The organism is Thermodesulfovibrionia bacterium (assembly GCA_030646035.1).
GTDB lineage: Bacteria > Nitrospirota > Thermodesulfovibrionia > UBA6902 > UBA6902 > JACQZG01.
Genome location: JAUSMY010000061.1, coordinates 58,171 through 82,863, shown reverse-complemented (window position 1 = coordinate 82,863; position 24,693 = coordinate 58,171). Strand labels below are relative to the sequence as shown.

Genomic DNA, 24,693 nt, shown 5'->3' with positions numbered 1-24,693 from the left:
ATACGTTTGTATAGTAGTTTCATGGCGCAGAAACTTAGACAGCCGACCGTGAAACAGCTTGCGGTATTTGATTTCATCAAAAAACATATTATTGACAACGGGTTCCCCCCAACTGTGCGGGAGGTGGCAGGCAGCTTCGGCTTTGCAAGCCCCCTCTCTGCGCAGCTCCATATAAACGCCCTTGTAAAGAAAGGCCTGCTCAAAAAATCGCCTTCCAAACAGCGGTCGCTTGAGATCTCAGGATTCAAAGCTAGCGAAGACAGCAAGATACCGCTCCTTGGAACCGTCAGGGCAGGCGCGCCGATACTGGCGGTGGAACACATAGAGGACTACGTAAATATCGATAAGAACCTATTCAAGGTTGAAGGTGGCTTTGCGCTCAGGATAAAGGGCGACAGTATGATAGATGCCGGGATATTAGAGGGCGATATTGCATTGATAGCGCCTGAGTTGGAACCGAAAAACGGCGATATCGTTGTGGCGCTCATCGGGGATGAAGCAACAGTAAAGAGGTTCTTTCTTGCAAAGAGCATAGTCAGGCTTGTGCCTGAGAATAAAGACATGGAGCCTATGGTCTTTTCTGCGGAAGATGTGAGGATCTTAGGCAAGGTCAAGGGGATAATGAGGAGCCTTTAATGCACCGGATAGGAGAGCAGATACGGGTCATAGCGGCGTTCTTGGGGGATTCAAAGTTGAAACCGCTCAGATTCAAATGGTCAAACAGGCAGATACAGGTCAAAGATGTCACATATGAATGGACAACATCAATAGGCAGGAGCAGGCTCTTGCATTTCTCAGTAACAGACGGCAATACGCTGTACGAGCTGAGCTTTAATACCGACTCAATAAACTGGATACTTGAAGGAGTGGAGACAGAGATATGAGAACGATAATGCTTATAGACATGGATTCATACTTCGCATCTGTTGAACAGCAGAGCAACCCCAGCCTGCGCGGAAAGCCGATAGCTGTTATCGGTTCAGGAAAAAGGACTGTGGTGACTACCGCGTCATATGAGGCAAGGGAGTTCGGGGTAAAGACAGGCATGAATATGTGGGAGGCAAAGCAGCTCTGCCCGCAGCTGATACTTGTAGTCGGCAACAACAGCAAATATACAGATACATGCCGGAGGCTGACGGAGATCTACTCACAATATACCTCAGAGGTCGAGGTCTACTCCATTGACGAGGCATTCCTGGACATAACAGACTCTCTGGAACTTTTCGGCAGTCCAATTGAGATAGGAAAGATGATAAAGAGAGAGATAAAGGAGAGGTTCGGACTTAACGCAACAATAGGAATAGGGCCGAATAAACTCATGGCAAAGCTTGCAAGCGATATCTCAAAACCAGACGGGCTCAGATTGGTGAAGCAGGAAGAGATCGCGGGCATACTTGAAGAACTTCCGGTGGATACACTCTGGGGCATAGGCAAAAAGCTTGCGCAAAAACTCGACGCACTCGGCATAAAGACATGCGGCCAACTCGGCAGAGCTCCGGTAAGCATGCTGAGAGACCACTTCGGTATAATCGGCGAGAGGATGAAGCTTATGGGTATGGGCATCGACACTTCGGCTGTAGTCAATAATGATGAGACGGCAAAGTCTGTAGGCCACAGCATGACCCTGCCGAATGATATATGGCATGAGAAAGATATAGAGGCTTATATGCTGAAGCTCTCAGAGATGGTCGGCAGGCGCGCAAGAAGGTACAAGCTGACAGGGGATGTTGTGACAGTGACTATAAGGTACAAGAACTTCAAGACATTCACAAAACAGCTTAAGATAAACAGATGCGTAAATGACACCCACGATATTCATAACACCGCCATGGAGATAATAAGAGGAATCGACCTCAGAGATGCGATACGCCTCCTCGGAGTAACTCTTTCAGGTATCAAAGGCTCAGAGGACCCGGCGCAGCTTAACCTGCTTGGAGACCATGTAAAGAAGGAGAACCTGCTTAAGACAGCAGACAGCATCAATGACAGACACGGCGACTCCACAGTCTCATGGGCAACATACATGTCCCACCGCTCCCGCCCTGCCGTGATCTCGCCCGCATGGCGTCCTGCTGGCGTGCATAGGACGAGTGTGTGAGAGATGGGAATTTTGTGCTTGTAACATTCATAGCAAACTAATATAATTTTCTTATTCCAGCAAATACGGACGGCTGTATTAATTGTTAGCTGAAAACTAAAATGAAAACATTAACGATTCAATGGCAAAGGCTCATAGATGAGGCTGGAGAAACCTGCAACAGATGCAGGGATACCGGTGGCACTGTTGAAGCCGCATTTAAGAAAGTTCAAAACGCGCTGGCAGAACTTGGCATAAGAGCAGAATTGGAATCAAAAGAAATAAGCCTTAAGGCATTTAAAAAAGACCCTCTTCAATCGAACCGGATCTGGATCAGCGGAAGGCCGCTGGAAGAATGGATCGGGGCTGCTGTGGGCCAAAGCCAATGCTGCGATGCCTGCGGCGACTCTGAATGCAGAACGATAACGATCAACAAGGATACGTTTGAAACCATACCGGAAGAATTAATTATCAGGGCCTGTCTTCTGGCAGCAGCAGAACTATTTAAAGATTAAAAAAAGAGTTCTTCTTTTGTTACTTCTTATAACTGCCCTTTGTCATGTAGTCATCCTTTAACTTCCGGACGAGCTTCTCTCGCTTATTAAGAAGTCCTGAATTTGGGCGGGTTTTGGATCTATTCAATATATAGCTGACAAACAAAGGCAGCATGAAGCTGCAGTCACCGTATGAGACTATGGTTTTGGAGAGCGCGCTCGGGTCTATCTTGCCCCATGAAACAGCCTCAGAAGGCGTGGCGCCGCTCAGGCCGCCTGTGTCAGGACGGGCATCGGTAAACTGGATAAAGAAGTCATGGCCTGCCTCCTCTAATCCGAGGACTTCCTGTATATGCGGCTCGGTCTGCAATACAAAGTTCTTGGGGCTGCCGCCGCCAAGAAGGAGCACCGCGCTCTTGCCGCCCTTCTGCTTTATGTCATATACATAGCTTGTCACTTCATTGATATCCAGATGCGTGTCGATATTGATTGCTTTATCTTCAAGCATCAAGGCCGCAACGTTCATGCCTATGCTTGAATCCGCAGGTGATGAGGTATGAATAGGAATGCCGCATTCATATGCAACAGCAAGAACGCTCTGATCCTTCATGGATGGCCTTAATTTCGCTATTTCCCTTCCGAGAACCGCATGTATCTCAGCGCTTGAGCAGGATGAAGCAAGGCCTGAAAATTCACGGCGCAATGTCTCGCGCACAAAATTATCAGTGTCCAAAAGCGCGTCATAGTCAAGAAAGATATCATAGATCCTGATGATCCCGTCATCCCTGAGCTGGGCATCATCAGCAACCGCATGCCCTCTACAGAATTCATAGCCGAGTGACAGATGAATGTCATGATACAGGTTTGCTCCGGTGGATACCATCCAGTCGATCATCCCTGCCTTCATCATGGGGATAAGACAGCTCCGTCCGATCCCGGCGGGCACAAGTGCGCCTGCAAGAGAAACGCCGATCCTTACATTCTTCTTTACTATATGTCCCGCAAAAAGCTCACATGCCTTTCTGAACGATCCGGCATTGAACGAGAACATTGAGCTCTCAATAACCTGATCTGTTGTCATCCCCGGCCTCAGAGGCTTCGGATTAAGCAATGAATGGCATTTAAAATGAGGGCGTTTCTTCTTGCTGTGTTTCATTAAATTCTCTTCCTTTTTAAAAGTTTCCCGGTAATTATATCACACCGCATAAAAACAAAACCGAGGTTATTCGCAACTATATTAATTTTTAACAAGCCGGAAGGTTGATTGTAAATTAAGAGACATTGCCGGGCGGCAATGTCTCTGTCAAAACTAGAAAATATCTTATGGTGGAGGCGCCGGGAATCGAACCCGGGTCCGAAAGCACTACATCGCAGCATCTACATGCTTATCCTGCCATTTGGATCTTCAGTTTCAGAATCGCCGGCAGGAAGGCTGCTCTGTCACCTATCTCTTTTTGTCTCGCCCAAAGCACAAGAGAAAAACACCTCAGGCCAGCCCGCTATCGGCGTCTCTTCCGGCCCGCAGGCACTTACCGGAGAAACGTCACCGCTTATTTAAGCGGCAAGAGCCAATTCAGTGTTGGCGTTTGTGTTTGTTTGCCTTTTAACGTGATGGCACACGGCATGCAACCCCGACTTCATAACCCCCGTCGAAGCCTGTCGCCCCCTCTGACATTTCCTGATTTATTATAACATTAATACCGTAACAGTTACGAGTTACAAGAAAACCATTTCAGCAATAAATTCAGCCCTTTGATAGAATAAAAAATGATCTTAATAAGCGCATGCCTTGTGGGCATAAACACAAGATACGACGGCACTAACTGCGGGGAAAAACGTTTCAGAGACCTTGTCGCCGAAGGCAAGGCTATTCCCATATGTCCTGAACAGCTTGGGGGACTGCCGACTCCGAGAGAACCTGTTGAGCTTATCGGAGGAGACGGTGACGCGCTTTTAAATAATGATTCAAGGGTGATTGGAAAGGAATCAGGCAAGGATTACACACATAATTTCCTTAGAGGGGCCAATGAGGTGCTTAAGATCGCTCATATGCTGAAAATAGAAAAGGCCATCCTTAAAGACGGAAGCCCGTCATGCGGCAGCACATATATTAAAAGAAACGGAAAAAAGGCAAAGGGCATAGGTGTGACTGCGGCTGCGCTTATAGCGGCAGGGATAGAAGTTGAATCAGATGAGATGAAGAAGCCTGCTATCAAAAGATGATACCGTATAAAGACGACAACCCTACCAGCACCTTCCCTTTTGTAACGATAATGTTGATCGTTGCGAATATCTACATATTCTTCTATACAATTACCCATATGTCGAACCCTGAAGAGTACAAGAACATCGTGTATTCCTATGGAGCGATCCCTTCATACCTTCTCTCATTTGATAAATTGCAGCCCATCCACCCGTCGCTCACAGTCTTCACCTCAATGTTCATGCATGGCGGCTTCCTCCACCTTGGAAGCAACATGCTCTACCTGTGGATATTCGGGAATAATATAGAAGATACCCTCGGCCATTTCTGGTTTTTGATATTTTATCTCATGTGCGGCATCGCTGCTGCATATGCCCACGCTTTTACCGCGCCCTCGTCTCTCATGCCGATGATCGGGGCCAGCGGCGCAGTCTCAGGAGTACTCGGGGCGTACATTCTAATGTTCCCCCGGGCAAAGGTCTATACATTGATATTCCTTGGTTTCTTCATACAGGTCATAAGGCTTCCCGCCTACTTTGTGATCGGCTTCTGGATAGTAATTCAGCTGTTAAACGGGCTGGTCAGCAAGGGGGTTGCAGGCGAAGGCGGGGTCGCATGGTTTGCCCATATCGGTGGATTTCTTGCCGGCTTGGCTCTGATAATGCTCTTGCCTAAAGTTAACCGAAGCAAAAGATATTCTCTTTAGGCATCGTTGTATAAAAGTATCTTGCCTTGTAATATTCCATTGATTTTGCTAATATCTTACTTGTCTTTTGGCACTCAATTATAAAGAGTGCCAGCAATACCCGCCAACGGTATTGAAAACACAAAAAAATAGTTGTATAACTTTTTTAACTAAAAGAAAGGAGAAACAGACATGAAGTTCAAACCGCTTAAAGACAGGATATTAGTTAAGTATTCTGAAGAACCGACAAGAAGTGCAGGAGGCCTTTACATACCTGATTCAGCTAAAGAGAAACCCCAGAAGGGTGAAGTCATAGCTGTAGGCCCGGGCAGGGTCACAGATGACGGCAAGCTGCAGAAGATAGAGGTCAAGAAGGGCGATGTTGTTCTTTTTGATAAATACTCAGGTTCAAAGATCAGCATGGACGACGTTGAATACCTTATTATCAGAGAAGATGACGTACTGGGCATCTTAGGATAATCCCGCACAAAAACAACTTAATTATGATATCAGGAGGAATAAATGGCTAAGCAGTTAATATTTAATGAAGAAGCAAGAAGATCGTTACTCAATGGTATAACCATATTGAGTGATGCTGTTAAGGCAACACTTGGACCAAAAGGAAGAAACGCGATTCTTGACAGGAAGTTCGGCGCGCCGACGATCACAAAGGACGGCGTAACAGTCGCTAAAGAGATCGAGCTGAAAAACCCATTTGAGAATATGGGCGCCCAGCTTGTCAGAGAAGTTGCCAGCAAGACATCCGATGTCGCAGGTGACGGCACAACAACCGCTACCGTGCTCGCCTATTCAATATTCAAAGAAGGCATGAAGCATATGGTATCAGGCGCAAATCCGATGGAAGTAAAAAAGGGCATTGAAAATGCCGTTGCCGTGGTTGTGCAGGAACTCCAGAAGCTCAGCAAGACCGTCAAAGACAAAAAAGAGATAGCGCAGGTAGGCACGATCTCCGCAAACAATGACTCTGAGATAGGCGACCTGATAGCCGATGCCATGGACAAGGTAGGCAAGGACGGCGTCATAACTGTAGAAGAAGCAAAGGGGCTGGCAACAACCCTTGAGGTTGTTGAAGGCATGCAGTTTGACAGGGGTTACATATCTCCTTATTTTGTGACCGATGCAGAGAGGATGGAGTGCGTTCTTGAAAACGCCCTGATCCTTATCCATGAAAAGAAGATAAGCGCAATGAAAGACCTGCTCCCTATCTTAGAGCAGACAGCCAAACTGGGACAGCCGCTTCTCATTATCGCAGAAGATGTCGAAGGCGAAGCGCTTGCCACACTTGTTGTGAATAAACTCAGAGGAACACTTCATGTATCAGCAGTAAAAGCTCCCGGTTTCGGCGACAGGAGAAAGGCGATGCTTGAGGATCTCGCGATTCTTACCGGCGGAAAGATGATCACTGAAGACCTCGGCATGAAGCTTGAGAAGGTCCAGTTATCAGACCTCGGCAAGGCAAAGAAGATCACCATTGACAAAGAGAACACCACCATTGTTGAAGGCGGCGGCGATGTAAAAGCGATAAAGGGCCGCGCAAGCCAGATAAAGGCTCAGATAGAAGAGACAACATCTGACTATGACAAAGAGAAGCTTCAGGAGCGCCTCGCAAAGATAGTCGGCGGAGTTGCAGTGATCAACATAGGCGCCGCAACAGAGACCGAGATGAAGGAGAAGAAGGCACGCGTAGAGGATGCGCTTCATGCTACGAGGGCAGCGGTTGCAGAAGGCATAGTCCCGGGCGGCGGAACAGCTCTCCTGAGGGCGCTTCCTGCGCTTGAGAAGATGAAGGTAGAGGGCGATGAGAAGATCGGCCTTGATATCATTAAGAGGGCTATTGAAGAACCTATCAGGCAGATCGTGGCAAATGCCGGGCTTGAGGGCTCTATAATAGTTGAGAGGGTTAAAGCAGACAAGAATAAGAATTTCGGCTTTGACGCTAATTCTGAAAAATATACTGATATGCTGGAAGCAGGCATCATAGACCCGACAAAGGTCACCAGATTTGCTATCCAGAATGCGGCATCAGTTGCAGCCCTTATGCTTACCACAAGCGTTATGGTGGCTGATATGCCTGAGAAAGAAGGCGCACCGGCAATGCCTGATATGGGCGGAATGGGCGGCGGAATGGGTGGTATGGGCGGAATGTACTAAACCCATCAATCTATAATTAACAAAAGAGGAGCAGGAAATATCCTGCTCCTCTTTTTTATTTCATCAGAAAAGAGACGTTATATTTTATTCTTATTCATCTTTGAATAATATTCCATCTCAAGAAGCCGCACCTTCTTTTCAACACCTGCGGAATATCCGCCTATGGAACCGCTTGATTCAACTACCCTGTGGCATGGCAATACTATCGGTATGGGATTCTTTGAAAGCGCCTGGCCTACCGCCCTTACGGCAGACGGGCTCCCTATCTTCTCAGCGACCCATTTGTACGGCCTTGTTTCCCCGTACGGGATATCCTTGAGTGAGAGCCAGACACTCTGCTCAAATTCAGTCCCTTTTAGAAACTGTATCTCTTGGCGGAATTCGGTCTCCACTCCGCTGAAGTAAGATCCCAATTCCTTAAGAAAACTCTTGGGTGCAGCCCCTTTTTTGTAAGCAACCTTCAAGGGTTTATTAAAAGATATCTCAATAAGAGATCTTCCGGAAAAAAGCAAAAAGATATTTCCTATGGGAGTTTTAAAAATGTCATAGAATATGGAAGGCTTTTGCATGTAACCTATTTTGAACTGGTCCTCTTTGCCTCAAGAACTCCATTCACCCCGGACAACTTTTTAATCACGCTATCGAGCTGGACCTTGTCCTTTACCTCAAGAGTAAAGTTGAAACGCGCCCTCTTCTCATGAGTTGTGGTGGCATCGATGTGGCTTATATTAACGTTGTCACTTGAGATGACCGCGCTCATATCTGCAAGCACACCCGGCTTGTCAACAGTGTACACAACAACCTTGACAGGGTAAGATATCGAATCATCTCCTGACCACTCGACATCCACAAGACGATCCACGTCGATAGAATTTACATCAAGGGTTGCGCAATCTGCCGAATGTATAGATACCCCTCTGCCCCTTGTGACAAAACCCGCGACCTTCTCTCCGGGTAATGGATAACAGCATTTGGCGCGGTTGAACATTATGTCATCAATGCCTTTGACACTTATGCCGGCCGCCTTCTTAGGCTTCTCGTCTGCGATCTTTTTAGAGACATTTTCATCCTTCACCGGCTCCGGCAGAAACCTGTTGATAGCCTGAACCGCTGATATCTTGCCGTAACCTATGGCAATAAAAAGATCCTCATGGGTCTTGATCTTATACTGTTTGGCAGCTTCTAATATCTCTTTTGATTTTAAAAGATCTTTGCTGAGCCCATGCTTCTTGAGTGTCTTTTCAAGAATTTCTTTTCCCAGCTCAAGGCTTTTCTTCCTCTCCTCTGTCTGGACCCAATGCCTTATGCTTGCCTTTGCCTTCTGGCTCTTGGCAAACTTAAGCCAGTCCCTGCTCGGATTCTGAGATGCGGAGGTTAACACCTCGACCGAGTCGCCGTTCTCCAGCCTGTGCCTTAATTGAACTATCTTGCCATTGACCTTGGCGCCGGAGCATTTGTTGCCTACCGCTGTGTGTATGCCGTATGCAAAATCAACAGGAGTTGAGCCCTGGGGAAGCTCGATGATGTCTCCCTTTGGAGTAAAGACATAAACAACATCCGGCAGGATATTGCCCTTGACAGCCTCAAGAAACTCCCTTGCGTCAAGAGTATCCTTCTGCAGCCGCACAAGCTCCCTCAGCCATGCAATGTACTCTTCATCCCTCCTTCTTGAAGACCTTGCATCCTTATACCTCCAGTGGGCGGCGATACCTCCCTCTGCTATTCTGTCCATGTCCTCTGTCCGTATCTGAAACTCTATCTTCTCACCCCTCGGGCCGATTATGGTTGTGTGAAGAGACTGGTAGAGGTTTGATTTGGGAGCGCCTATGAAATCCTTGAACCTGCCGGGAACCGGAGTCCAGAGAGAATGTATGAGCCCCATTATCGTGTAGCAGTTCTGCTTGGTGTCAGTGATGATCCTGATCGCGATAACATCATACACCAGCTCAAAAGGTATCTTCTGTTTCTGCATCTTTGTGAATATCCCGTAAAGATGCTTCACCCTGCCGAGCACCCTTGCCGGAATTCCCGACTCTTTCAGATGGGCTTCAACTATCTTGGCTATCTCATCGAGATACTCTTTCTGCTCCTTGCCTTTTTTGCTGACCTTCCGTTTCAGTTCCTTATATGTATCAGGCATAAGGTACATGAAGCTCAGATCCTCAAACTCGGTCTTAAGCCCGCCCATACCGAGCCGGTTTGCGAGCGGGGCGAATATCTCAAGCGTCTCCTGCGCTATGCTCAGCCTCCGTGCTTCCGGAAGGTGCTCGAGCGTGCGCATATTATGAAGCCGGTCGGCAAACTTTATAAGCATGACCCTGATGTTCTCAGCCATCGCGAGGAACATCTTTCTGAAGTTCTCTGCCTGCGCCTCGTCCTTATTCTTCAGCTCCATCTTGCCGAGCTTTGTAAGGCCTTCAACAAGAAAGGCTATGTCATCGCCGAAGAGCTCCTTTATCTCTTCAACAGTTGTTTCCGTATCCTCTACGGTATCGTGAAGCAGCCCGGCGGCAAGTGTGTTGCTGTCAAGGCGCATGTCGCTTAATATGGCTGCGACTGCAAGGGGATGTTCGATAAAAGGCTGGCCGCCTTTCCTTTTCTGTTTCAGGTGAGCTTCACAGGAAAAGGCGTACGCCCTGCGCAGGATATCAAGGTCTGCCTCAGGGTTATACTGAAAGACCTTATCTATGAGGCCATTGATAGTACTTACTTCCTTTGATGCAGTCATGGTTTTATTATAGCAAGATTTAGCAGTAAGCAGTAATGCGTGTCACATATACCGCATTACTGCTTACTGCCTTTTTAAACACTATACCCCAGCGCCTTGAGTTTCATAAGTTATTAACCACAGCCACTATATTTTGTATTGTATTATAATTGTCACACTAATATAATTATCTTATTCCAGCAAATACGGCAAGTCGTGCTAATTGTTATGCGGTTTGAGCAGCGATCAAAAAGGATTGTGAAGAAGGCCCTATGAAATTAGATAAAGATTCTTTTGAAAGGATCATTGAAAGACTCCATGACGGTTTATATTTTGTAGACCGAGATAGGGTTATAACATATTGGAATAAAGCTGCTGAACAGATCTCTGGATTTACTGCTAATGAGGTTGTTGGCAGATCTTGTTCTAATAATATACTCACTCACGTCGACAGCGAAGGCAATAGTCTTTGCTTCGGGATGTGCCCTCTTGCTGAAACCATTACTGATGGAAAGCCGCGCGATGCTGAAATATACATGCACCACAAGGATGGTCACAGAATCCCGGTTTCTGTTCGTGTCAGTACATTAACCGACGGAGACGGTAATATAATCGGTGGGATAGAATTATTCACAGATATCAGCAATCAGGCAACCAATAAATTGAGGGTAAAAGAACTTGAAAAATTGGCTCTTCTTGACAACCTTACTCACTTAGCAAACAGACACTATGTTGAGAAAGAAATCCAAAGCAGATTCGACGAGGCAAAACGTTTTAATATCCCATTTGGTATTTTATTCATAGATATCGACCATTTCAAAATATTCAATGACATCTATGGACATGATGTGGGTGATGAGGTCCTTAAATTTGCAGCAAATACTTTTGTTTCCAACTCCAGACCGTTTGACCTTTATGGGCGCTGGGGAGGTGAAGAATTTATTGGTATTATACGTAACATAAACGGCAAAGAGCTTGAGGTGCTGGGGAATAAACTTCGTTTACTGATAGAAAATTCATACATAATGCATGAAAACGAAAAGTTACACGTCACAATTTCAATTGGGGCTACACTCGTTAATGAAAATGACACTATTGATAGCCTCATAAAAAGAGCCGACTCATTTTTGTATGAAAGCAAGGCAGCTGGAAGAAATTGTTTAACAATAGGCTGAATATTATCCACGAACAATAAAATCCAGCGGATGCGGAATAACCCTGTTTTGTTTTACATTGGCAGTTGCTTGCGCTGCTGCTTTAACTCATCACCCCCACCCGGCCTCAGCGCCTTGAGCTTCAACTGAAGGATCAAAGACCGCCCGTTTCTTCAGGACGGCAGAATATTGCTCCCAAATATCGGTCAGAAAACGTCAATGTATTTTTTTATTGACCAAATAATCAAATTAATGCTACCTTTATTTAGCCGTTCAGATAATAACTGGTTGAGCGACAATTCACCTGCAAGGAAGATAGGGGATAATTATGACAACTGAATTCACCGAAAGAGATAAATGGACGAGCGAGCAAGTAGCGCAGTTCAAGGAAAAAGCGCGAGTTAAAAAAATCGCCACGACTCAGCAGAAAGCCTTTCAATTAGATGCAACTGCACACCAAGATGTGATTGTTGCTGAGGGAGATTCATGGTTTTTTTATTTGCCTGGGACAGATGTTATTGACTGTTTAGAAAGTGATTATAGTTATTCAATTAATAGCTACGCAAAAGCAGGCGATACATTGGAGAACATGATTTATGGAACTAATATAAACAGGCAATTCGAACGTATTAGTCCATCAATCAACATTGTTTTATCTGCACTGGGTGAAATAAAACCAAAGATATTCTTATTCTCTGGAGGTGGCAACGACATAGCCGGTGACGAGTTCGAATCTTATTTGAACCATAAGGATTCGGGACTGCCCGGAGTACGTGTCGGTTTTATGATTGAAATGATAAACGTGGTGTTTCGCAAATACTTTGTGGATTTGATTGCAAAAGTAGCTGCGGTTTCGCCGAATACTCATATAGTGGTTCATGGATATGGGCATACTGCCCCAACTGGTGAAAGTGTTGATTTTCTGGGTTTTACTTTCGCTGGTCCGTGGCTGCGACCCGCCTTGGCCAGGAAAGGGATATTTGATCATGTCGAACAGCGCAAAGCCGTATTCACATTAATTGATAAATATAATGAGATGTTGGGCGATTTAGCTCACACCCATAACAAGTTTCACCACGTTGATTTACGAGACATGCTTGATCCTGATAAAGATTGGGTTAATGAATTACACTTGCGAAACAGTGCCTATGCCCGTGTAGCAACACGAATACACGATGCAATTAAAGCAATATAGTTAGAACGTTGCAGAAGGGAATGGGGTAAGGCTGATAAAAAATAAATAACCGATCTTCCAGCAGTCAAGTAGCGAAAAAATCGTTATACGGAGGAAAAGAAAATCATGAAACATGTGCTCCAGGGAATGGTGACAGACACAAACGGCAACCCGGTGCCCAGAATAGAAGTTCGCCACGAGAACTGTAACTGCAATTCTAAGCCTGTAAGCCCGGTACGCACAAATGCAAGCGGTACATACTCAATTGGCATTCAGACGTTTGGAAGCATTGTTATCCCGCACAATTTGAATTTCTATCAGAATGGTAATCAGGTTGGAAATCAGGTAAGCCCGGGAAATCCTCCGCAAGACCCCGACCAGCCTCCACAGCCGCCTGTTGTAATGCCCAATTCGCCTGGCGGAGGATACAGGAACAGCAACATGGATATTATAATACCCGCTCCTGAACAACCCGAACAGCCGGAAGATCCGCCGCAGAACTCGCCGGATGATGAAGACGAAGATGAAGATGAAGATGAAGAACAGGGCAATGCAGGCGGAAATCCTAATCAAACCATAGCACATCACTGCGGCTCAAAATGCAGAACAAAAGAGGGCTTATGTACCAGGCACACCACTAGCGATGGTTTCTGCTGGCAGCACAGAAGTGCGGTTGTATAAAACGTCATTGCCACTGTTGCATGGATTGAAAATAGGGTAAAGCTGATAAAAAATAAATAACCAATCGTTCCAGCGGATTGGCCGCTGAACTAATTGTTGAGTACCAACACTATGCCTGCTCCACTTCCTGACTAATATAAAAGGAGATACTCAATGCGCAATATGATTATTCTGTTGGTGATTATGCTGTGTAGCAGTTGTGCACATGTACCTGCTAATATCCCTGATGCCTTAACCAACCAGCCACAAGCCGTTATATTTGATATTGACGGAACGCTGACTCCAAGTCCATTTGCTTTTTTTACAGTACGCGAAGATGCCGCAAACGCCGTGCGTTTATTCGCCGACAAGGGCTATACGATCATCTACCTAAGCGCCCGTTTCCCATTCTTAAAAATAATGACCCTTAACTGGCTGAAGAGTCATGGCTTTCCTGACGGCATTGTCCATGTCGGAGATACATCTGGGGATGTCATTAATCCATATCAGTTCAAGAAACGCATTTTGAATGACTTCATTAAGCATAAATGGAAGATCGAGTTTGCATACGGGGATTCATGCACGGATTTTGAAGCCTACGCCAAAGTTAATATTAGGAAAGATCATGTCTACGCACTTAAACGCGTAGTAGAGCCTTGCCAAGGCAACGAAAAGGAAAACTGGAAAGAATGCTTGAAAGGGTGGACTGAGCACATGGACTTTATTGAGAAATCTGTGCAGCCTGCACCGGCAAGATGACTATCTCGTTTGTCATGCGCTGGTTATGTCAAACGTCACCCACCCGGCCTCAGCGCCTTTAGCTTCAACTGAAGTATCTTTGTCCCGTTCCATTCATTGATCGACGGGGTAAAGGCGCTGTCGAAAACAGATGAAGCTTCTATATCCTTGATCAGGCCGCCCTTGTTAAAACCTATCGTATCCATGTATATCTTCTTCTGCTTGGTCCTCACCTTAAGGTGATTATTGCCTACGATCCTTGGATCTATGAACTCAACGCCTTTTGCGCCCAGCACAGGCTCACTGTTTGTGGCGCCAAGCGGTTCAAGAAGGCTCAACTCTCTTAGAAGGTTGAAGTTGATCTCAGAAAGCTCCACGCCTGCGTCTATCTCAAGCATCGGTATCATATCTTCATCACTGAGTGTTCTCCCAACGACCTGATTTATCTTTTCTTTGAAAAGAGGAAGGTTCGCAAGATCCATTTTTATGCCGGCTGCCTGTTCGTGGCCTCCGAAATCGATAAGATGATCAGCGCATTCGCTGATCCCGTTGTAAAGATTAAAAGGAGGGATGCTCCGTGCTGAACCTTTGGCGATAGAGCCCTTTACGGCAAAGAGCAATACCGGCCTGTAGAACCTGTCAACAAGTCGGGATGCCACTATGCCGATAACGCCGGGGTGCCAATCTGGAGATGCGAGAACAATGGCATTGCCTGGTTTGTCAGGATCTATCATAGCAAGCGCGGATTCCAGAACATCTTTCTCTATCTTCTGCCGCTTCTTGTTATGCTCCTCAAGAAGGGCCACTGTCTCATCAGCTTTTGACCTGTCATCTGTCAGCAAAAGCTCAACAACTGCTCCTGCGTCACTAAGCCTTCCTGCTGCGTTTATCCTCGGGATCAGAGTGAATGAGAGCATGACTGAGTGAAGTTCCGTATCTGCTCTGAAAGCATCCTTCATCGCCTGAATGCCGATCCTGCATAAAGGCTTGTTTATCTCCTTAAGGCCGTAGGCAACAAAGATCCTGTTCTCTCCGATAAGCGGAACAGAGTCAGCAACTGTGCCGAGCGCGACAAGGTCAAGAAAATGTTCCGGCAGAATATCCGTTTTATAGGTTCCGATATCTTCAAGCAAAGCCTGGACAAATTTATATGCTACCCCTACCCCTGCAAGGAACTTAAAAGGATACTGCGAGTCTTTTCTGTGAGGGTCTATGACAGCAATAGCTTCAGGCATCTTCTCTGGAACCTCATGATGGTCAGTGATGATGACATCTATGCCTGATGCATTTGCTGAGGCAACAGCCTCAATCGAACTTATGCCGCAGTCAGCTGTAATTATAAGACTGGCTCCGCATGCCTTTGCCTTTTCAACGCCTGTATTGCCGAATCCATAACCTTCTGTCTCTCTGTTGGGGATATGATAGAAGGCCTTTATTCCGAGCTTTCTGAATGCGGATACAAGAAGCGCTGTTGATGTCAGGCCGTCAGCATCATAGTCGCCGTGAATGAGTACAGTCTCTCCCTTAGACATGGCAGCCTTGACCCTTTCAATAGCCTTCTTAATATCAGGCAGCAGCATAGGGTCGTGAAGATTATCAAAGGAAGGGTTGAGAAATTCTTTTATCGCGTCAGGGTCTTTTATTCCCCTGTTTACAAGGATCTGGGCGAAGGTTGTTGATATGGATGCTTTATTTGAAAGGTACCTGAGAAATTCAGGATTGGTCCTGTTTACAAGCCAGCGTCTATTCATTATATTTTTGAGAGAAATATAGAATGCAGAAACCAGCTATCAGGAATGATAAAACTATATGATTTATTTACTGTCCTAAATCCGGTACCCTGCCTGTTTATTTCTTATTGCTGAACGATTTGTCTTTCCCCAGCATCACCACGACCGGACTTGCGACAAATATTGAAGAGAATGTGCCGATTATTACTCCAAGCATGATCGCAAAGGCAAAATCGTGGATCACCTCGCCGCCGAAAACAAAAAGCGCCACGGCAGTGATAAAGACTGTGAGCGATGTAACAATGGTTCTTGAAAGCACCTCGTTTATACTGTCGTTGACGATCTCAAAGGTATGTTTCTTGAACCTGTCCTTCATATTCTCCCTTATCCTGTCAAATACAACCACCGTATCGGTAAGTGAGTATCCAGCGATTATGAGAAGGGCGCTTATCAGCAGGAGGTTTATCTCCTTGCCTATGAGATAAAAGATACCGAGAATGGCGAGGACATCATGTAATGTAGCGATAGTGGCGCCGATACTGAATCTGAATTGAAATCTGAATGTTATATAGACCAGGATGCCCAGCATCGCAGCCATAACAGCCCATAAGGCATCCCCTCTCAGCTTAGAACCCACCTTGGGTCCTATCTCTGTTGTTGAATCTACCACTATATTGCTGTGGGAAAATTTCTGCGACAGAACGGATATTATCTTTCCGGAAAGTTCACCGACCTTCTCGTCGTTCTTTTTTACGCGGATAAGGATCTTTCTTTCAGTCGGCAGTTCCTGGAGGTCAAAGTCCCTGATGCCGCCTTCTTCAAGCGCCTTTCTCACATCATGAAGCACAACCTGTGTATTGAATTTGATCTGCACAGATGTGCCGCCTGCCAGATCAATGCCGAGATTGGCGCTTCCCCTGGCGACCTGAACAGCTGCTACCAGCCCGAGTATTGTCAATATTGCTGAAATAGTCAGGGCGATGAACCTCTTGCCCATAAAATCGATCTTCGTATTTTTAACAAGTTCCATCATATGCTGAGCCTTTTTATATCATATTTTGAAGTGATTATATCAAAGATAGTCTTTGTCCCTATGAGCGCGGTAAAGAGATTTATTAGAACGCCCCATCCGAGGGTGACGGCAAATCCCTTTATAGGCCCTGTTCCGAACTGGAAAAGGACAACAGCTGTTATAAGTGTTGTGACATGAGAGTCAAAGATGGTCCAGAAGGCCTTGTCATAACCTGAATCTATCGCAGACCTCGGGGTCTTGCCAAGCCTTAATTCATCGCGCATCCTTTCAAACATCAGGACGTTACTGTCAACAGCCATACCAATCGCCAGGATTATACCCGCTATGCCCGGCATCGTAAGTGTCGCTTTGAATACGGAGAGAACGCCGATAAGAAATACTATATTCAGCACAAGCGCAAAGTCAGCGATCAGGCCTGAAAGTTTGTAATATACGATCATGAATATAATGACCATCAGCGCTCCGATCAGGCCTGCCTTGATGCCGGCATCGATGGAGTCCTTTCCAAGAGATGGGCCGACAGTGACATTCTGAAGCATCTTAAGCGGTGCAGGAAGTGAACCTGACCTCAGCACGATAACGAGGTCCTTTGCCTCATCCATAGTGTAGCTGCCGGTTATCTGAGCGCTGCCGCCGGCAATAGGCTCATTGATGGAAGGGGCTGAGTAGACATTATTATCAAGGATAATCGCAAGCCGCTTTTTAACATTGTTTGTTGTTATCTGTTTAAATATCTCTGCGCCGGTTGAATTAAAAGATATACCAACATACGGCTGGTTCTGTTCGATGTTCACACGCGCCTCAGTAAGAAAGTCTCCGGTCATCATCGACTGCTTCTTAACAAGGTATACCCTTTTGATAGTATTCCCTAAATCGTCAGAGACCTTTTCAAAAAGTATCTCATCGCCTTCAGGTATCCTGCCGGCATATTGAGCAAGCAGTTCCCCTTCTTTATCAGCTTCGATAGAGCCAGGCAGTTCAAGCGCAAGAGGATTCTCTTCATCAAGCAGCTTAAACTCAAGCACAGCTGTCTTTCCGACAAGCTCGATAGCACGGTTTGCATCTTTCACGCCCGGGAGCTGAACAACTATCTCGGATGCGCCCTGCCTCATTATGGTCGGCTCAGACACGCCGAATGCATCTATCCTGTTCCTTATCGTCTCAAGCGCCTGGTCAGCAGAGAGATCCTTTATGCTGCTGATCTCCTTGTCGCTCAATTTGTAAACAAGCATCCCTTCTGTCTTTGTGACCAGCTCCAGGTTAGGATAGCTTTCATTTATTACCTTCTCTGCTTTATCGCCGCCGGGCTTTACATTTATCTCAAGATTGAGAAGCTCTGCCTTTGCATCAACCCCTTTCTCCTTAAAGATATTTGTCAGGCTTCCAGCTATCCTCTCTGCGGTTATCTCAGCAGCCTTGTCTCCATCCACTTCATATACAAGATGGACACCGCCCTGAAGGTCAAGGCCGAGTATCAGGCCGTAATCCTTCAGCCATTCAGGCATTGATGAACGCAATGATGTTGACGGAAGAAAGAAAAGTATTGAAAGTACCGTTGCAGATAATATTAATGAAACACGCCAGAAAAAATTCTTCTTCACTTGTGCCTTACTCCTTTTCCCTTAATCCTGCTATGAAATTCCTGCTGACCTTAACCTTTGTATCGTCCTTTACACCCACCTTGAGCGTCAGCACATCACCGTCAATCTCCTCGACGATTCCATGGATGCCGCCGCTGGTTATGACCTTGTCACCCTTCTTAAGGTTATCAAGCACCTCTTTATGCTCTTTTGCCTTTTTAGACTGCGGCCTGATGAGAAGGAAGTAGAAGATGGCAAAAATAAATACTAACGGCAGAAACGATGTCAGCATACCAGTCACTCCCTGCTGCTGTGCCCCTCCTCCCGGCGCTCCTCCCATTGCATACGCTATATCTGAAAACATTATTGCCTCCGTTATAAAACTGCCCTATCAATTTTAAAAGCTTATTAATATACCTTTTCAGAGACATTTATTCAAGATACTTTTTGAAAACAATCTTTATTTTTATGATGTACTGATTATGACCTGAATCATATACGGAACAAACCTTATGTGGCATAATAATAAAAAGCGGAGGAGATAAATGTTAAAGGATAGCTGCCCCGGAAGCAATGAAATAAAACAGCCTAAACCTGAAGATATAACATGCAGCAGCTGCGGCGGGATAGTCGAGATATGGAGTGATGAGACCGAGGCTAAATGTAAAAAATGCGGCATCGTTAACTCGCGTATATTAGGCCCGTCATGCATAGACTGGTGCGCGTTCGCAAAAGAGTGCTTAGGGGAAGATAAATATAAGAGATTGAAATCCGGGCAGACAGGCAAGAATTAACAACTATTCATTAATCAGTTTTCTTCTTTATATTTAGCAGAACAGACGCCCAGATCCCGATCTCATACAAGATTATTATCGGAACAGCCATAAGTGTCTGGTTAAATGCGTCCGGCGTAGGCGTAAGGAATGCTGCGAGGATGAATGCTATAAGGATCGCGTACTTCCTGTTCTTCCCGAGGAACTCTGTTGTCACTATACCCATTTTTGTAAGAAAGACCAGAACCACCGGCAATTCAAAGACAACACCAAAGCCCAGGATGAATTTCATGCAGAAGTCTATATATTTCCCGACTGAAAGCATCGGCTTCAGATTCTGCGTCTTATAAGTAAGCAGGAAGTTCATTGCAAACGGAAGGACGATTATAAAACAGAAGAGAGCGCCTGCTGAAAAAAGAAAGGTGGTGACTAAGACGAACGGCAGGGCATACCTCTTCTCTTTTAACAAAAGGCCGGGAGAGATGAACTTCCAGACCTGATAAAATATAACAGGCGAAGATAATATAAACCCGGCGATGAATGCTATCTTAAAGTGCATCCACAAGGCTTCCGCAGGCTCAAAAAAGAAGAGCTCGATTCCCTGATTGCCGGTAGGTTCAAATGAAAAATAAGGCTCACTTAAAGAAAACTTCAGAATGTTATGCAGCGGCATTGTAAGGATGCTGAAGATGTTTTCAGAATAATAAAAACATACGCTGAAAGCTATAGTAAGAGCGGCTAACGAAGTAACGATCCTTTTTCTCAGATCTCCCAGATGCTCTGCAACCGGCATCTTATCCATTCCTGCCGGTACCTGACTCTTCTTTATATTTTGAATCACTTGAATCCTTCAGCTCTTCCCCGGCTTTTACAGGCTCTTTACCCTCCCCTTTTTCTCCCAGGTCGAGTTTGCCCTCTTTCATAAGGCTGTTCACAACATTCTCACGCGCCTTCCTGATCTCTTCCTCTACCCCGTCCACATCTATGCTCTCTGTCACGCCGCTTAAGGCTGACTTCAGCTCCCTTATCCCTTTCCCAAGCGTCCTGCCGAGTTCAGGCAGCCTCTTCGGGCCGAATACAATGAGGGCGACTATAAAGATTATTATCAGTTCCTGAGTGCCGATATCAAACATAATTAAGTTTAAAGGTATCAGAACTAATGAGCCGGTGTCAATTTTTCAGCTTGACCTAACTCGGAAAATTCCTTAAACTTAATGACCAAATTAAAAAAGAGGTGAATTAAATGTTTAAAGGCTCTATTGTTGCAATAGTTACACCGTTTAAAAATGGCAAGGTCGATGAAAAAGCCCTGGGCGAACTTATAGAATGGCATATAGCTGAAGGCACTGATGCAATAGTCCCCTGCGGCACTACAGGAGAGTCGGCCACGCTTGAATATGATGAGCACTACAGGGTTATTGAATATACTGTTCAAGTAGTCAACGGGAGAATTCCGGTCATAGCCGGCACCGGCGCCAATTCAACAGACGAAACGATCAAGATGACTGCCAAGGCAAAAAAGCTCGGTGCTGATGGAGCTCTTCTCGTTTGCCCTTATTACAACAAACCCACTCAGGAGGGCATCTTCCAGCACTATGAGAAGGTGGCAAAAACGGTTGATATCCCAATAATCCTATACAATGTCCCGGGACGCACAGCTGTTAATATCATGCCGGAGACCGTTGCAAGGCTGTCTGCGATCGAGAATGTGGTCGCTATCAAAGAGGCTACCGGCAATATGGCGCAGGCCAGCGATGTGATACGCCTGTGCGGAGACAATATCACGGTCCTTTCCGGAGATGACTTCACAACTTTTACATTGCTGGCGTTAGGCGGCAAAGGCGTAATATCCGTTGTTGCCAATATAGCGCCCAAAGATGTTTCAGACATGATCAAAGCATGGAATAACGGGAAGCTGGAAGAAAGCAGGAATATCCACTTCAGGCTTGAACCCCTTAATAAAGCCATGTTTATTGAGACAAACCCCATACCTGTTAAGACCGCCTTAAGCATGATGGGCAGGATACAGGAGGAGTTCAGGCTGCCTCTTTGTTCTATGAGCAGCGCCAATAAAGAGAAGCTGAAAGAGGCACTAAAGAGTTACGGACTCATATAAGCTATATAGATATATTAATGCTGTTTATATGATATAATATTTCAAAAGGCAAGTTGCCTGCCTTGTTCGTGAAAGGAATAAAAACTTGTTCCGACAATTTTTCTTTTTTGGGAGCCAGCGTAAGGCAAGTGTGAGCGGCCCGGATTTCCGGGAGAGTATGCCTGATCCTGCCTTCAAGGCGCCCACCTGTAATAAACAGGGAGGCAAGTTTACTCCTGCACGGCAAGGTGGGTCTTAAAATCTCGCAGAAGCGGGATATATTAAATTTTTTGGTCTTGACAGTTAAGGTTTCCCGGGTATGTGTTATATAAAGCTTTTCAGCCTCTTAAATATTTTATTGACTTGTTGCAATCTTTCGAAAATCAACCATTTGGAGAGAGATTTAACAGGGGCTGATACTATAGAATCTAAAGCTACTGATATATTCAGACCACCCGTGTAACACCCTTCTGTCACAGGCCATCTTTGAGTCCCTGCGAATGAAACTTTAATACCGCAGGACTGGTTTATAAAGATGGACTTATTCCGGTCAGACAAGACATCTCCTCTTGCATGGAGGATGCAGCCTGTTACCTTAGAAGAATTTCTGGGGCAGTCCCATATCCTCGGCAAAGGCAAGCCGCTTAGAGAAGCTATTGAGAAAGACTCTATAGTATCCCTCATTCTATATGGCCCTCCCGGAACAGGAAAGACCGCGCTTGCTCATATTATTGCTAAAAAGACCAATGCCCTGTTTATCGCGCTGAATGCTGTCACTTCAGGCGTCAGCGATATTAAAGACGCTTTAAAAGAGGCCAAAGGATCCGGAAAGACAATCCTCTTTGTTGACGAGATCCACAGGTTTAATAAACTCCAGCAGGACGCTCTTCTACCTGATGTGGAAAGCGGGAACGTAAGCCTTATCGGGGCCTCCACACAGAACCCTTTCTTTTCAATAATTCCCGCGCTTTCTTCAAGGTCGATGATATTCCAGTTTCTGCCTTTAAGCAAAGACGATATAAAACAACTCGTCACAAACGCCGTAAATGACAATGAAAGAGGCATAGGAAGTTTCAATATAAAGATCGAGCCTGATGCCATGGACTTCATTGCTGAAGCTTCAGAAGGAGACGCGCGCAAAGCGCTTAATATAGTTGAACTCGGGGCATTTGTATTAAACAGCAAAGAAATATCCAGCTTTGATTTAGGGCTGGCCAAAGACTTATTACAGCGCAAATCCATATATTACAGCGAAGATGAGCACTACAATACTATTTCCGCATTTATCAAGAGCATGAGAGGCAGCGACCCGGATGCTGCGCTATACTGGCTTGCCAAGATGATAGAGGCAGGCGAAGACCCTTTATTCATTGCAAGACGGATCATGATATGCGCGTCTGAGGATGTAGGAAACGCCGACCCCAGAGCGCTCCAGCTTGCTGTTGCCGCAAAACAGGCGGTAGAATCGATCGGCATGCCGGAAGGACGCATCCCCCTTGCTCAGGCAGTTATCTACATATCGACCGCGCCTAAAAGCAACGCCTCTTATCTGGCGATAGAAAATGCACTTGCAGATGTAAGAAAGGAAAGGCTTGCACCTGTGCCTGACCATCTTAAGAGCGCTAATTACAAAGGCGCAGCCAGGATCGGCGCCGGTGCAGGATACAAATATCCGCATGATTTCGAAGGGCATTTTGTTGAACAGGAATATGTCTCAAAGGAAAAGGCCTTCTTCCGCCCAAGTGAAGAAGGCTATGAAAAAAACATTAAAAACAGACCACAGAAAGGGGGATTAGATAATGGCTAACATCATCATGTACGTTGTTGCTGCTCTTGCTGCCGGGCTTGTCACTGGAGCGGTTGTATCTGCCGCATTCCAGAAAAAGAGCTCCGAGAGCAAGATAAAAGATATCGAAAACAAATCCAGTAAAGCTCTGGAAGATGCGCTCAAGGAAGCAGGCACAATAAAAAAAGAGGCTCAGCTTGAGGCCAAGGATATTATTCTCAAGGTAAAGTCCGATTCTGAAAAAGAAGAGCGGGAACGCCGTCTTGAACTTAACCAGCTTGATAAAAGATTACACCAGAGGGAAGAGACGCTGGACAGAAAACTGGATCAGATGGATAAGAAAGAGATAAGGTTCAATCAAAGGGAGACTGACCTTAGCAACAAAGAAAAAACGATACAGAAAAAGCATGAAGACTTAGAGAAGATGACCTCCCAGCAGACCGAAGTACTGGAGCGCATCGCAAATATGAGCGCTGATGAAGCTAAAAAAGAACTCTTTCAAAAAGTGGAGGAAGAGTCAAAGTTCGAGATCTCAAAGCTGACCAAGAAACTTGAAGATGAGGCTCTCGAAGCTTCCGATAGAAAATCAAAGAAGATAATCTGCACAGCTATACAGCGTTATTCAAGCGACTATGTGAGCGAGAACACCGTCTCCACAGTCGCCCTTCCCAGCGACGAGATGAAAGGAAGGGTCATAGGCAGAGAGGGAAGAAATATCAGGGCTCTGGAAGCGGCCACAGGCGTGGAGTTCATTATTGACGATACACCCGAGACCGTACTGCTCTCATGCTTCGACCCTGTAAGAAGAGAGATCGGAAGGATATCACTTACACGCCTTTTGGCAGACGGAAGGATACATCCTGCAAGGATAGAAGAAATAGTCTCAAAGGTAGAGAAGGAGATCGCTACCACGATAAAAGAAGAAGGGGAAAAGGCGGTCTTTGATCTCGGGCTGCACGGCATACACCCTGAACTGATCAAGCTGATCGGCAGGCTGAAATACCGTACATCCTACGGCCAGAACGTGCTTCAGCACTCCAAAGAGGTCGCACATTTTGCAAGTATAATGGCTGCCGAACTCAAGGGTAATGTGAAGCTTGCCAAGAGGGCCGGCATCCTTCATGACATAGGCAAGGCGATAGATCATGAGATCGAGGGGTCGCATCAGGTCATCGGCGCTGATTTCGCAAAGAAGTACGGTGAGAACGAAAAGGTAGTTAACGCTATCCTCGTCCATCACGAAGAAGGCGACCCGATAACGATTGAGGCCACACTTGTAGCAGCTGGCGACGCTCTCTCTGCCGCAAGGCCGGGTGCAAGAAAAGAGTCTCTTGAGGGCTACATAAAGAGGCTGGAACGGCTGGAGGAGATTGCTACATCTTTTGAAGGGGTAAGTAAATCCTATGCAATACAGGCAGGAAGAGAAGTAAGGATACTGGTCAAACCCGAGGACATAAGTGACGAGCGTTCAGCGCAAATATCAAGGGAGCTTGCCAAAAAGATAGAGGAAGAACTGACTTATCCGGGCCAGATAAAGGTCACTGTTATAAGAGAATCAAGATTCGTGGAATACGCGAAATAAATATGATGTTAAACGTGATGCGTTATGGACTCATTACTCATAACGCATCA

At 45.8% G+C, this 24,693-nt stretch carries 25 protein-coding genes and 2 other RNA genes; 17 read left to right on the top strand and 10 right to left on the bottom strand.

What is annotated here, in order from left to right; genetic code table 11:
- The first annotated feature begins 21 nt into the window (after positions 1-21).
- From lexA to Q7U10_11670, 4 genes are all read left to right on the top strand, one after another.
- Positions 22-636 (top strand): transcriptional repressor LexA, encoded by a 615-nt coding sequence (gene lexA / locus Q7U10_11685; protein ID MDO8283261.1) that lies wholly within the window; start codon positions 22-24, stop codon positions 634-636.
- Positions 636-884 (top strand): hypothetical protein, encoded by a 249-nt coding sequence (locus Q7U10_11680; protein MDO8283260.1) that lies wholly within the window; start codon positions 636-638, stop codon positions 882-884. Before lexA ends, Q7U10_11680 begins: the two co-directional genes overlap by 1 nt.
- The gene (dinB, locus tag Q7U10_11675) at positions 881-2,098 is read left to right on the top strand and encodes a DNA polymerase IV (protein MDO8283259.1); all 1,218 of its coding nucleotides are present in this window, start codon (positions 881-883) and stop codon (positions 2,096-2,098) included. Before Q7U10_11680 ends, dinB begins: the two co-directional genes overlap by 4 nt.
- Positions 2,099-2,199: 101 nt before the next feature.
- Positions 2,200-2,592 carry a DUF2703 domain-containing protein gene (locus Q7U10_11670; protein ID MDO8283258.1) on the top strand — a complete coding sequence of 131 codons (393 nt, stop codon included), beginning with the start codon at positions 2,200-2,202 and terminating at the stop codon, positions 2,590-2,592.
- Positions 2,593-2,611: 19 nt separating this feature from the next.
- Here the strand turns inward: Q7U10_11670 and speY are convergent, their stop codons facing one another.
- Entirely contained in the window at positions 2,612-3,727 is a 1,116-nt protein-coding gene (speY, locus tag Q7U10_11665; GenBank protein MDO8283257.1) for a deoxyhypusine synthase, read from the bottom strand.
- A 168-nt stretch (positions 3,728-3,895) separates the two neighbouring features.
- Positions 3,896-4,238, bottom strand: a transfer-messenger RNA (tmRNA) gene (gene ssrA / locus Q7U10_11660).
- A 100-nt stretch (positions 4,239-4,338) separates the two neighbouring features.
- Here ssrA and Q7U10_11655 point away from each other — a divergent pair.
- The 4 genes from Q7U10_11655 (at position 4,339) to groL (ending at position 7,631) form a co-directional block, all read left to right on the top strand.
- Positions 4,339-4,794, top strand: coding sequence for a DUF523 domain-containing protein (locus tag Q7U10_11655; GenBank protein ID MDO8283256.1), 456 nt, complete (start codon positions 4,339-4,341; stop codon positions 4,792-4,794).
- The gene (locus Q7U10_11650) at positions 4,791-5,480 is read left to right on the top strand and encodes a rhomboid family intramembrane serine protease (protein MDO8283255.1); all 690 of its coding nucleotides are present in this window, start codon (positions 4,791-4,793) and stop codon (positions 5,478-5,480) included. The genes Q7U10_11655 and Q7U10_11650 overlap by 4 nt, the downstream gene beginning before the upstream one ends.
- A gap of 171 nt (positions 5,481-5,651) precedes the next feature.
- Positions 5,652-5,939 (top strand): co-chaperone GroES, encoded by a 288-nt coding sequence (locus Q7U10_11645; protein MDO8283254.1) that lies wholly within the window; start codon positions 5,652-5,654, stop codon positions 5,937-5,939.
- Between the two features lie 42 nt (positions 5,940-5,981).
- The gene (gene groL, locus Q7U10_11640; protein MDO8283253.1) at positions 5,982-7,631 is read left to right on the top strand and encodes a chaperonin GroEL; all 1,650 of its coding nucleotides are present in this window, start codon (positions 5,982-5,984) and stop codon (positions 7,629-7,631) included.
- Positions 7,632-7,708: 77 nt separating this feature from the next.
- Here the strand turns inward: groL and Q7U10_11635 are convergent, their stop codons facing one another.
- Positions 7,709-8,200 (bottom strand): methylated-DNA--[protein]-cysteine S-methyltransferase, encoded by a 492-nt coding sequence (locus tag Q7U10_11635; GenBank protein ID MDO8283252.1) that lies wholly within the window; start codon positions 8,198-8,200, stop codon positions 7,709-7,711.
- A 5-nt stretch (positions 8,201-8,205) separates the two neighbouring features.
- Positions 8,206-10,359 carry a bifunctional (p)ppGpp synthetase/guanosine-3',5'-bis(diphosphate) 3'-pyrophosphohydrolase gene (locus tag Q7U10_11630; GenBank protein MDO8283251.1) on the bottom strand — a complete coding sequence of 718 codons (2,154 nt, stop codon included), beginning with the start codon at positions 10,357-10,359 and terminating at the stop codon, positions 8,206-8,208.
- A 251-nt stretch (positions 10,360-10,610) separates the two neighbouring features.
- Between Q7U10_11630 and Q7U10_11625 the strand changes: the two genes are divergently transcribed.
- The 4 genes from Q7U10_11625 to Q7U10_11610 all read left to right on the top strand — a co-directional run bounded on the left by Q7U10_11625 (position 10,611) and on the right by Q7U10_11610 (position 14,085).
- Positions 10,611-11,513 (top strand): GGDEF domain-containing protein, encoded by a 903-nt coding sequence (locus tag Q7U10_11625; GenBank protein MDO8283250.1) that lies wholly within the window; start codon positions 10,611-10,613, stop codon positions 11,511-11,513.
- A 307-nt stretch (positions 11,514-11,820) separates the two neighbouring features.
- Positions 11,821-12,687, top strand: a complete 867-nt coding sequence (locus Q7U10_11620) for an SGNH/GDSL hydrolase family protein (GenBank protein MDO8283249.1) — start codon at positions 11,821-11,823, stop codon at positions 12,685-12,687.
- Positions 12,688-12,792: 105 nt separating this feature from the next.
- On the top strand, positions 12,793-13,347 hold the full coding sequence (locus Q7U10_11615) for a carboxypeptidase-like regulatory domain-containing protein (GenBank protein ID MDO8283248.1): 555 nt from the start codon (positions 12,793-12,795) through the stop codon (positions 13,345-13,347).
- A gap of 153 nt (positions 13,348-13,500) precedes the next feature.
- A complete protein-coding gene (locus tag Q7U10_11610; protein MDO8283247.1) occupies positions 13,501-14,085 on the top strand; it encodes a hypothetical protein in 585 nt (194 codons plus the stop codon).
- 35 nt (positions 14,086-14,120) lie between these two features.
- Here Q7U10_11610 and recJ read toward each other — a convergent pair whose 3' ends face one another.
- The 4 genes from recJ to yajC form a co-directional block, all read right to left on the bottom strand.
- On the bottom strand, positions 14,121-15,815 hold the full coding sequence (gene recJ, locus Q7U10_11605; GenBank protein MDO8283246.1) for a single-stranded-DNA-specific exonuclease RecJ: 1,695 nt from the start codon (positions 15,813-15,815) through the stop codon (positions 14,121-14,123).
- Positions 15,816-15,912: 97 nt separating this feature from the next.
- On the bottom strand, positions 15,913-16,827 hold the full coding sequence (gene secF, locus Q7U10_11600) for a protein translocase subunit SecF (GenBank protein ID MDO8283245.1): 915 nt from the start codon (positions 16,825-16,827) through the stop codon (positions 15,913-15,915).
- Entirely contained in the window at positions 16,824-18,428 is a 1,605-nt protein-coding gene (gene secD / locus Q7U10_11595) for a protein translocase subunit SecD (protein ID MDO8283244.1), read from the bottom strand. Before secD ends, secF begins: the two co-directional genes overlap by 4 nt.
- A 7-nt stretch (positions 18,429-18,435) precedes the next feature.
- Positions 18,436-18,771 carry a preprotein translocase subunit YajC gene (gene yajC, locus Q7U10_11590; protein MDO8283243.1) on the bottom strand — a complete coding sequence of 112 codons (336 nt, stop codon included), beginning with the start codon at positions 18,769-18,771 and terminating at the stop codon, positions 18,436-18,438.
- A gap of 181 nt (positions 18,772-18,952) precedes the next feature.
- Between yajC and Q7U10_11585 the strand changes: the two genes are divergently transcribed.
- A complete protein-coding gene (locus Q7U10_11585; GenBank protein MDO8283242.1) occupies positions 18,953-19,201 on the top strand; it encodes a phosphohydrolase in 249 nt (82 codons plus the stop codon).
- Positions 19,202-19,211: 10 nt separating this feature from the next.
- Here Q7U10_11585 and tatC read toward each other — a convergent pair whose 3' ends face one another.
- Positions 19,212-19,982 (bottom strand): twin-arginine translocase subunit TatC, encoded by a 771-nt coding sequence (gene tatC / locus Q7U10_11580; protein MDO8283241.1) that lies wholly within the window; start codon positions 19,980-19,982, stop codon positions 19,212-19,214.
- Entirely contained in the window at positions 19,975-20,313 is a 339-nt protein-coding gene (tatB, locus tag Q7U10_11575) for a Sec-independent protein translocase protein TatB (protein ID MDO8283240.1), read from the bottom strand. Before tatB ends, tatC begins: the two co-directional genes overlap by 8 nt.
- 110 nt (positions 20,314-20,423) lie before the next feature.
- On the opposite strand from tatB, the gene dapA reads away from it, so the two are divergent.
- The 4 genes from dapA to rny all read left to right on the top strand — a co-directional run bounded on the left by dapA (position 20,424) and on the right by rny (position 24,643).
- Complete coding sequence (dapA, locus tag Q7U10_11570) at positions 20,424-21,296, top strand: 4-hydroxy-tetrahydrodipicolinate synthase (GenBank protein ID MDO8283239.1); 873 nt, start codon at positions 20,424-20,426, stop codon at positions 21,294-21,296.
- Positions 21,297-21,347: 51 nt separating this feature from the next.
- Positions 21,348-21,534: non-coding RNA, 6S RNA (gene ssrS / locus Q7U10_11565), on the top strand.
- A gap of 276 nt (positions 21,535-21,810) precedes the next feature.
- A complete protein-coding gene (locus Q7U10_11560) occupies positions 21,811-23,082 on the top strand; it encodes a replication-associated recombination protein A (protein ID MDO8283238.1) in 1,272 nt (423 codons plus the stop codon).
- Positions 23,072-24,643, top strand: a complete 1,572-nt coding sequence (rny, locus tag Q7U10_11555) for a ribonuclease Y (protein ID MDO8283237.1) — start codon at positions 23,072-23,074, stop codon at positions 24,641-24,643. Before Q7U10_11560 ends, rny begins: the two co-directional genes overlap by 11 nt.
- Positions 24,644-24,693: the final 50 nt, after the last annotated feature.

Coding starts and splice junctions, on each gene's coding strand:
- lexA (MDO8283261.1), top strand. CDS start 22: ATGGCGCAGAAACTTAGACAGCCGACCGTGAAACAGCTTGCGGTATTT.
- Q7U10_11680 (MDO8283260.1), top strand. CDS start 636: ATGCACCGGATAGGAGAGCAGATACGGGTCATAGCGGCGTTCTTGGGG.
- dinB (MDO8283259.1), top strand. CDS start 881: ATGAGAACGATAATGCTTATAGACATGGATTCATACTTCGCATCTGTT.
- Q7U10_11670 (MDO8283258.1), top strand. CDS start 2,200: ATGAAAACATTAACGATTCAATGGCAAAGGCTCATAGATGAGGCTGGA.
- speY (MDO8283257.1), bottom strand. CDS start 3,727: ATGAAACACAGCAAGAAGAAACGCCCTCATTTTAAATGCCATTCATTG.
- Q7U10_11655 (MDO8283256.1), top strand. CDS start 4,339: ATGATCTTAATAAGCGCATGCCTTGTGGGCATAAACACAAGATACGAC.
- Q7U10_11650 (MDO8283255.1), top strand. CDS start 4,791: ATGATACCGTATAAAGACGACAACCCTACCAGCACCTTCCCTTTTGTA.
- Q7U10_11645 (MDO8283254.1), top strand. CDS start 5,652: ATGAAGTTCAAACCGCTTAAAGACAGGATATTAGTTAAGTATTCTGAA.
- groL (MDO8283253.1), top strand. CDS start 5,982: ATGGCTAAGCAGTTAATATTTAATGAAGAAGCAAGAAGATCGTTACTC.
- Q7U10_11635 (MDO8283252.1), bottom strand. CDS start 8,200: ATGCAAAAGCCTTCCATATTCTATGACATTTTTAAAACTCCCATAGGA.
- Q7U10_11630 (MDO8283251.1), bottom strand. CDS start 10,359: ATGACTGCATCAAAGGAAGTAAGTACTATCAATGGCCTCATAGATAAG.
- Q7U10_11625 (MDO8283250.1), top strand. CDS start 10,611: ATGAAATTAGATAAAGATTCTTTTGAAAGGATCATTGAAAGACTCCAT.
- Q7U10_11620 (MDO8283249.1), top strand. CDS start 11,821: ATGACAACTGAATTCACCGAAAGAGATAAATGGACGAGCGAGCAAGTA.
- Q7U10_11615 (MDO8283248.1), top strand. CDS start 12,793: ATGAAACATGTGCTCCAGGGAATGGTGACAGACACAAACGGCAACCCG.
- Q7U10_11610 (MDO8283247.1), top strand. CDS start 13,501: ATGCGCAATATGATTATTCTGTTGGTGATTATGCTGTGTAGCAGTTGT.
- recJ (MDO8283246.1), bottom strand. CDS start 15,815: ATGAATAGACGCTGGCTTGTAAACAGGACCAATCCTGAATTTCTCAGG.
- secF (MDO8283245.1), bottom strand. CDS start 16,827: ATGATGGAACTTGTTAAAAATACGAAGATCGATTTTATGGGCAAGAGG.
- yajC (MDO8283243.1), bottom strand. CDS start 18,771: ATGTTTTCAGATATAGCGTATGCAATGGGAGGAGCGCCGGGAGGAGGG.
- Q7U10_11585 (MDO8283242.1), top strand. CDS start 18,953: ATGTTAAAGGATAGCTGCCCCGGAAGCAATGAAATAAAACAGCCTAAA.
- tatC (MDO8283241.1), bottom strand. CDS start 19,982: ATGGATAAGATGCCGGTTGCAGAGCATCTGGGAGATCTGAGAAAAAGG.
- tatB (MDO8283240.1), bottom strand. CDS start 20,313: ATGTTTGATATCGGCACTCAGGAACTGATAATAATCTTTATAGTCGCC.
- dapA (MDO8283239.1), top strand. CDS start 20,424: ATGTTTAAAGGCTCTATTGTTGCAATAGTTACACCGTTTAAAAATGGC.
- Q7U10_11560 (MDO8283238.1), top strand. CDS start 21,811: ATGGACTTATTCCGGTCAGACAAGACATCTCCTCTTGCATGGAGGATG.